The organism is Microcoleus sp. N9_A1 (genome assembly GCF_036701795.1).
Lineage (GTDB): Bacteria > Cyanobacteriota > Cyanobacteriia > Cyanobacteriales > Microcoleaceae > Microcoleus.
Map to the genome: position 1 here is coordinate 1 of NZ_JAUBRI010000101.1, position 4,955 is coordinate 4,955.

Annotated in this window: 6 protein-coding genes and 1 rRNA gene; 3 read left to right on the plus strand and 4 right to left on the minus strand. The window is 44.6% G+C overall.

The features are described 5' to 3' along the window. Positions 1–69, minus strand: a 16S ribosomal RNA gene (locus QUA58_RS28485); the annotation flags it as partial. A gap of 481 nt (positions 70–550) precedes the next feature. Here QUA58_RS28485 and QUA58_RS28490 point away from each other — a divergent pair. From QUA58_RS28490 to QUA58_RS28500, 3 genes are all read left to right on the plus strand, one after another. Continuing rightward, on the plus strand, positions 551–1,807 hold the full coding sequence (locus tag QUA58_RS28490; RefSeq protein ID WP_333257487.1) for an ABC transporter substrate-binding protein: 1,257 nt from the start codon (positions 551–553) through the stop codon (positions 1,805–1,807). 175 nt (positions 1,808–1,982) lie between these two features. Further along, positions 1,983–2,933, plus strand: coding sequence for a branched-chain amino acid ABC transporter permease (locus QUA58_RS28495; protein ID WP_333397465.1), 951 nt, complete (start codon positions 1,983–1,985; stop codon positions 2,931–2,933). Positions 2,934–3,115: 182 nt separating this feature from the next. Continuing rightward, positions 3,116–4,045 carry a branched-chain amino acid ABC transporter permease gene (locus tag QUA58_RS28500; protein WP_333397468.1) on the plus strand — a complete coding sequence of 310 codons (930 nt, stop codon included), beginning with the start codon at positions 3,116–3,118 and terminating at the stop codon, positions 4,043–4,045. A 92-nt stretch (positions 4,046–4,137) separates the two neighbouring features. On the opposite strand, the gene yidD is transcribed toward QUA58_RS28500, so the two are convergent. The 3 genes from yidD to QUA58_RS28510 all read right to left on the minus strand — a co-directional run. Then, positions 4,138–4,593: a membrane protein insertion efficiency factor YidD gene (yidD, locus tag QUA58_RS28505; protein ID WP_333397470.1), complete on the minus strand. Its 456-nt coding sequence runs from the start codon at positions 4,591–4,593 to the stop codon at positions 4,138–4,140. Continuing rightward, a complete protein-coding gene (locus QUA58_RS31685) occupies positions 4,590–4,811 on the minus strand; it encodes a CFI-box-CTERM domain-containing protein (RefSeq protein WP_445301912.1) in 222 nt (73 codons plus the stop codon). The genes yidD and QUA58_RS31685 overlap by 4 nt, the downstream gene beginning before the upstream one ends. Further along, a partial coding sequence (locus QUA58_RS28510) for a hypothetical protein (protein WP_333397472.1) occupies positions 4,769–4,955 on the minus strand: 187 nt, incomplete at its 5' end. The genes QUA58_RS31685 and QUA58_RS28510, both read right to left, overlap by 43 nt.

Sequence of the window (4,955 nt, forward strand, 5' to 3'; positions counted from 1 at the left end):
CCGTTCGACTTGCATGTGTTAAGCAGACCGCCAGCGTTCATCCTGAGCCAGGATCAAACTCTCCGTGTTGTTGAGTTTTTTTGGCTTTGAGTCAAGTTCTTTCCACTCAGCCCTGAAGCTGGTTTTTTCCCCTTGACATTTTTCTCGTTGTTTGCGATATTAAGTATCAGCTCTCGCTTTGACTCTCTATCTTGATTTTTTTGACGAGGTTAATAGTGCTTTAAGCTTTCAAACTATTCTTTTTTCTAGGTTCAGTTCTGTGCCTTAAGTCCGCGGTGTGAACCGCCTTCTCTCTGGCGCTTTATTAATATACTTATTTCGCAAGGGGTTGTCAAGCTTTTTGGGAAACTATTTTTGAGTTTTTTTTGAACGTAGCAGTGTCAGGGTTTTACCTGCTCAGGCTGGTTCAGAACTCAGCTCGCCCACTCTGCTTTTCCGGATCTCGCTTCTTTTGATCGGTATTAGTAAGGTTTTTTCAGGGGACTCTTCCGCCAATGGGTAGAATATCTGTACAGACAGATGTTCTATATATATATGTGTTCGATCGCCCATGAAAAACCCTACTACTCGTCCTAGTGCCTTATTCGTTACCTGCGCTTCACTGCTGATTGGTTGCAGTCAGACCAACACTCCCCAGACCTCCACAACAGTATCTACAGCTACTTCGCCATCTCCAGCAACTTCGCCACAGGGTGCGGGTGTGGCGAACTCAGCCGCTATTCCCGTTGGAGTTGGGGTGGCGCAAACCAGCAATGTCGCCTTACTTGGCCAGGAACAGGTGGCAGGCGCGAAAATTGCTGAAAAGTATTTCAATGATCGCGGCGGTGTGGATGGGACGCCAATTAGAGTGGTGTTACAAGATACGGGTGGAGATGAACAGGGGGCGATCAATGCTTTTAATACTTTGATCAATCAGGATAAGGTGGTGGGTATTGTGGGCCCTACTCTATCGCAACAGGCTTTTGGTGCAGATCCGATCGCCGATCGCGCCCAAGTACCCGTGCTCGCACCCTCCAACACAGCTAAAGGCATTCCCCAGATTGGCGATTATGTCGCCAGAGTCTCCGCGCCCGTCGCCGTGGTAGCACCTAACGCAGTTAAAGCCGCCCTCAAGCAAAATCCCAATATCAAGAAAGTAGCCGTGTTTTTTGCTCAGAATGATGCTTTTAGCAAATCTGAGACTGAAACTTTCCAGAAAACAGTTAAAGAGATGGGACTGGAATTGGCAACAGTTCAAAAATTCTTGACTACTGATACAGATTTCCAATCTCAAGCCACTAATGCGATCAATGTCAAACCCGATTTGATAATTATTTCCGGGTTGGCGGCAGATGGAGGCAATTTAATTAAGCAGTTGCGGGAGTTGGGCTACAAAGGCGTTATTATTGGGGGCAACGGTCTGAATACTTCCAACGTATTTACCGTTTGCAAGGCTCTTTGCGATGGGGTTTTGATTGCCCAAGCATACAGCCCGGAATATCAGAATGAAGTTAATAAGGCTTTCCGCGAGGCTTATCGCGCCCAATTTAAGAAAGAACCGCCTCAGTTTAGCGCTCAAGCTTTTACTGGGGTACAAGTTTTTGTTGAGTCATTAAAGGCAATTAATGCTCAGTCTAAGGTGAAGGACAAGCCTTTGGCAGAATTGCGGACAAAGCTGAATCAGCAGTTGTTGATAGGCAAGTACGATACGCCTTTAGGAGAAATTTCTTTTACGCCGGAAGGTGAAATCAATCAGAAAGATTTTTATGTGGCACGGATTAAAATGGAGGCGGATGGAAATAATGGTAGGTTTGAGTTTTTGAAATGAAGGAAGTTCGGCAACGGATTTTGTAGCGGATTTAACGGATGTTAGGAAGTTCTGCCGCGGATTCTGTAACGGATGTAACGGATGTAATGGATGTAATGGATGTTAAGAAGAAGGAGAATTGTTAGTTTGTCGATAGATGAATGATTTAATATTGATGCGTAATTCGTGACGGGCGATGGATTTAACTCTGTTTCTGCAACAATTTTTGAATGGTTTGTCGATCGGCAGCGTGTATGCTATTTTTGCACTGGGATACACGCTGGTGTTTTCTATTCTAGGAATTATTAATTTTGCTCACGGTGCAGTCTTTACTGTGGGTGCTTATTTCACCTATACGCTGATGGGGGGCGCTTTCGGTTTTAACGGGTTGTTAGCTAATGCGAGAATTCCCGTACAATTGCCTTTTGCTGTGGCGCTAATTTTGGGTAGTACGCTGGCTGGTTTGGTGGGAGTAATTGTGGAAAGAGTTGCTTTTTTGCCTTTACGTCGCAGAAACTCAGATCCTTTGCTGACGGTGGTTTCTAGTTTGGGGGCGGCTGTGGCGATCGCCAATATTATTCAATATCTTGTCGGTGCAGAAATTTACACTTTTCCTGCTAACACTTACGGTAATTTGCCAGCAGCTATTAACTTTGGTACGGCGGATAGACAGATTCCGATTCGCACTGTGCAAATAGTGATTTTTGGGGTAGCTGTGGCGATTGTTAGCCTGCTAACTTACTTGATAAATTTTACAAAATTTGGTAAGGCAATGCAGGCGGTGGCGGAAGATGCGACTACTTCTAGTTTGTTAGGGATTAATACTGATAGATATATTGTTTTGACGTTTTTTGTGAGCAGTTTTCTAGCTGGTTTGGCGGGGGGTTTGGTGAGTTCTAGTGTGAGTATTGCTGGGCCGTATTTTGGAATTGCTTTTGGTTTGAAGGGTTTGGCTGTGATTGTGCTTGGCGGCTTGGGGAGTATTCCTGGGGCTGTTTTTGGTGGGTTTATAATTGGTTTGGTGGAGGCTTTTGTTCCTGGTGATTTTTCGGCTTATAAGGATGCTGTGGCTTTTGCGATCTTGTTTGTGATGTTGTTGGTTAGGCCGCAGGGTTTGTTTGGGCGGCGTTTGATTCAGAAAGTGTAGGATGATTGAAATTGGGGCAACCACGGGGGATTGCCCCTACAGAAACTAATTAGATCGGAATTATTTAACCGCAGAGGACGCAGAGGACGCAGAGAAAGAGAAGAGAGATATGAATGATTATGATGGGACTGCATGGGAGATAAAGTTGGTATTTAAGTATGTTTATTATTTAAAATAAAATCATGGCTGCATTTTTTACTACTTACGGGTTTCTGATTGTCTTGATGTTGCTGGGTGCAATGTTGGGATTGTCGTTATATTTGCCTTTGATGACTGGGCAGTTGTCTCTGGCTAGCCCCGGTTTTTATGCTTTGGGTGGCTATATTGCAGCGATTTTGTCTACGACGGTGTTTCAAACGACGGGGGGTTTGTTTCCGCTACCGCTGCTGTTATTGGAGATGATAATTGCAGGGGCTGTTTCGGGGTTGCTGGGTATTTTGGTGGGTATTCCGGCGTTGCGGTTGAGGGGGATTTATTTGGCGCTCGCCACTATTGCTTTTGTGGAAATTTTGCGGGTTTTATCCCTAAATCTGGACATCACTGGCGGGGCTGTGGGCATTTTTGGGATTCCGCAACCGTTTGGGACGTCGATCGAGTATTTATGGATTGTACTGCCTTTGCTGCTGGTAAGTATGGCGATTCTGTACCGACTGGAACGCATCCGGGTGGGACGGGCTTTTGCGGCGATTCGGGCTGATGAGTTGGCGGCTGATGCGATCGGCATTAACCCGACTTTTTATAAGGTTCTGGCTTTTACATTGGGTGCTATTTTAGCAGGGGTTGTCGGTGCGGTTAGCGCGCATTTCCTCAATACTTGGAACGCCCGTCAAGGTACTTTTGATGCTAGTATTATTTACTTAACTTTTGTGTTGATTGGTGGTAGTAGAACTTTTGTCGGGTCGGTTTTGGGTGGGATGATTTTTACTGCTTTGCCGGAGGTTTTGAGGGGGATGGCGACTATTCAGGGATTGCCGCTTTGGCTGGCGCAATTTCTGCGGGATGGACGGTTAATTATTTTTGGGTTGCTGATTGTCGTAGGGACGATATTTTTTCCGCAAGGTTTAGTGACGCCGGAGTTGATGAAGAGGTGGAAGAAGGGCGCTCGCGGTTAACACTTTCGTTATTTTGATCGTAGTGAGTTATTCTATTTTCTCGTGTTTGTTTGTCAAAATGTTAGAAAAACAATGTGTTAGACTATTAGTGGTTATGCCATACCCGATCTCTTAACGATCCCACTTTGTGTGTTTTTACTCAGACGTTTCGCCTTTAACGTTGCGTTAGCAAGTTTGCAATCTATCAGTCGTTGCTCAAAGAGGGGAATTGCTTTTGATAAGCCATAAGTTCCGACAGTTTTCCGGAAGTATTCTGAGCAAGACTCAGCACCGTGAAGTCTCCTGTGTGCACAGGAAAAGCCTTTGTGAGGCGATAGATGTTTTTGATAGCTCTGAATGGCTTGAATAGAAACGTAATCAAGCAAGAATCGCAAGCCTAATTTGTCTATGAGGCGCACCAGTGGCGTAACTAACCACAGAAATCTTGTGATAATACCTTTACGCTTTGCCTTTGTGTTAGCAGAACTCTGCTTTTGAGATAGATTATAGAGTTTCGCTGATAAAAAGTTTCGGTATAGTAAATTTAAGAAACATAGAAAACTTATCATTTGTTATCTAAAATAAATATTAATCGATCCAGAATTTGACGTACAGGTTTCGCAAAATGTGGAGAATTTTTAAGCCATTGAGCTAAAGGCGGGGACAGTTGATAATATGCTGCAATAAACAATCGCCCTATTGAGCATGACATCAGTTTTTCGTCTCTAAAACGCCTTAAACTAACTACCTGTGGTGCATCATAGCTGCCATAAACAGCAGTAGCAATGAAGCAACCGCAACTTGGTTCACAGCCTCCACAATCGCCGCAGTCAGGAATGTCACCACAATCGCCGCAGTCAGGAATGTCACCACAATCAGCAACTCCATCTGAACCACTTGTTTGAGGTTCTGGTATTCCTCCGCTAAAAGA

Coding starts and splice junctions, on each gene's coding strand:
- QUA58_RS28490 (WP_333257487.1), top strand. CDS start 551: ATGAAAAACCCTACTACTCGTCCTAGTGCCTTATTCGTTACCTGCGCT.
- QUA58_RS28500 (WP_333397468.1), top strand. CDS start 3,116: ATGGCTGCATTTTTTACTACTTACGGGTTTCTGATTGTCTTGATGTTG.
- yidD (WP_333397470.1), bottom strand. CDS start 4,593: ATGATAAGTTTTCTATGTTTCTTAAATTTACTATACCGAAACTTTTTA.
- QUA58_RS28495 (WP_333397465.1), top strand. CDS start 1,983: ATGGATTTAACTCTGTTTCTGCAACAATTTTTGAATGGTTTGTCGATC.